The 832-nt window shown below is 59.4% G+C and carries 1 protein-coding gene; it reads left to right on the plus strand.

Annotated features, from left to right (window positions below; genetic code table 11):
• Positions 1 to 832, plus strand: an 832-nt coding sequence (locus tag MUA00_RS00280) for a hemagglutinin repeat-containing protein (RefSeq protein ID WP_271130456.1), incomplete at both ends; no start/stop codon positions are given.

The following is an 832-nucleotide window of genomic DNA, read 5'->3' on the forward strand; positions in this document are numbered from 1 at the left end:
CGCTGGGCGACATCAATAACATCGGCTCAACCATCAGCGGTAAAACGGTGGCGCTTGAGAGTATAAACGGAAGCATCAACAATATTACGCTCGCAGATACCTGGAGCCTGGCGGCGCCCGGTAAGAACGGGCAGATGGTAAGCCTCAGCACTACACAGGTGGGCGATACCGCCTCCATCACTTCCCTGGACAGCTTAAGCCTGTTGGCTGGCAGCAACATCAATATTACCGGCGCGAATCTGGCGGCAGGTGGTGACCTGCTGATGAAGGCCTGGGGGGATATCGCCGTTACCGCAAACCAGATTACTGAAAGCTACAGCCAGTCCGGCTTCCGGGGCAAAGACGCAACCAGCAAAGAATCTGTGACCCAAAGCGGCAGCACTATCACCGCAGGCGGAAATCTGGGGATGCAGGCAGGCAATGACCTGACGCTTGCCGCCAGCGCGGTGAATGCGGGCGGCAACGCAACGCTGATGGCGGGCAACGACCTGAACCTTAACGCCGCGCAGACCGGCGAAAGCGCCAGTAAAGGCAAAAGTGAATCCCACAGCACGGATGTGGCCCGCACCACCGTCAGCAGCGGCGGCGACCTTCAGCTTGCCGCAGGCCGGGACATCAACAGCCAGGCGGCAGGCCTGGCCGCAGAAAACGATGTGGCGATGCAGGCGGGACGCGACGTGAACCTGCTGGCGCAGGAAACCACGGAAGGAAACAGCTACAAAGCGAAGAAAAAAGTCGAAATTAACGAGTCGGTGCGCCAGCAGGGCACGGAAATCGCCAGCGGCGGCAATACAAAAATTATCGCCGGACGTGACGTGAACAGCGAGGCCGC

The sequence above is a fragment of the Dryocola boscaweniae genome (genome assembly GCF_025215095.1).
Classification (GTDB): Bacteria; Pseudomonadota; Gammaproteobacteria; order Enterobacterales; family Enterobacteriaceae; genus Dryocola; species Dryocola boscaweniae.